The organism is Vibrio viridaestus, from assembly GCF_003856525.1.
Classification (GTDB): domain Bacteria; phylum Pseudomonadota; class Gammaproteobacteria; order Enterobacterales; family Vibrionaceae; genus Vibrio; species Vibrio viridaestus.
Window position 1 is genome coordinate 1 of record NZ_RJVQ01000032.1, and the last position, 1179, is coordinate 1179.

1 protein-coding gene is annotated in these 1179 nt (G+C 42.8%); it reads left to right on the plus strand.

Translation table 11 applies throughout. The annotated features are described in order from the left end of the window. Window positions 1-13: 13 nt before the first annotated feature. Window positions 14-1164 (plus strand): IS3 family transposase gene (locus EES38_RS21600; protein WP_124939275.1). Its coding sequence is split into 2 segments (ribosomal slippage): window positions 14-251 and window positions 251-1164, totalling 1152 coding nucleotides; the frame shifts between segments, so codons are not numbered across the junction. Window positions 1165-1179: the final 15 nt, after the last annotated feature.

Consider the following 1179-nt stretch of genomic DNA (forward strand, 5'->3'; position numbering starts at 1 on the left):
CAGAGAGGTGCTTATGAGCAGCAAAAGATATCCAGAAGAATTCAAAATTGAAGCAGTAAAACAGATCACTGAAAAAGGTCATAGTGTGGCTGATGTCGCCAACCGCTTAGGGACAACGACTCATAGTCTTTACGCTTGGGTTAAACGCTATGGTCCAGACTCATCACAATACCAAACTCAAACCGATGAAAGTGCAGAAATTCGCAGGCTTCGAAAAGAACTACAAAGAGTCACCGAAGAGCGGGATATATTAAAAAAAGCCGCGGTGTACTTCGCAAGCCAGTCCGACTGAGGTACGCCTTTATTAAAGCCAATCAGTCTGTTTGGACTGTTCGACGGATGTCTAAAGTCCTTGGGATTCATCCCAGTGGTTATTATGCTTGGCTAAAACACCCCGACAGCAAACAAGAGAAACGGCGTAAATACCTTCTCGGACTTATCAAACAGTTTTGGCTAGAATCAGGTGGAGTTTATGGTTATCGAAAGATATACAGTGACCTACGAGATGAAGGTGAATCCTGTGGGATCAATCAAGTGTATCGCTTGATGAAACGAGAAGGCTTACAGTCACAACGAGGGTATCGTAAACCCAGAGCTAAAGCGGGCACTGAACATATCATTTCAGCTAATAAATTAGCCAGAGAGTTCAACCCAACGGCTCCAAACCAATCGTGGGTGACCGATATTACCTATATAAAAACACATGAAGGTTGGTTKTATCTTGCCGTTGTTGTCGATCTTTTTTCTAGAAAGGTGATTGGTTGGTCGATGAAAAGTCGAATAACTAAAGAGTTGGTTTTGGATGCGCTTTTAATGGCTATATGGCGCCGTTCTCCAAGCCAAAAGGTGCTCGTACATTCAGATCAAGGCAGTCAGTATACGAGTCACGACTGGAACAAGTTCTTAAGGCAACATGGACTGGAAGCCAGTATGAGCCGTCGAGGTAATTGCCACGATAATGCTGTTGCAGAAAGTTTTTTCCAGTTACTGAAAAGAGAACGAGTTAAACGAAAAATCTACTCTACACGGGAAGATGCTCGTATGGATATCTTTGAATATATTGAGATGTTCTACAACGTAAAACGCAGGCACGGTTCCAATAATCAATTATCGCCTGTAGAGTATGAAAAGCAGTATGAAGAAAGGCTAACTAGTGTCTACTGACTCGGTGGCTATTCA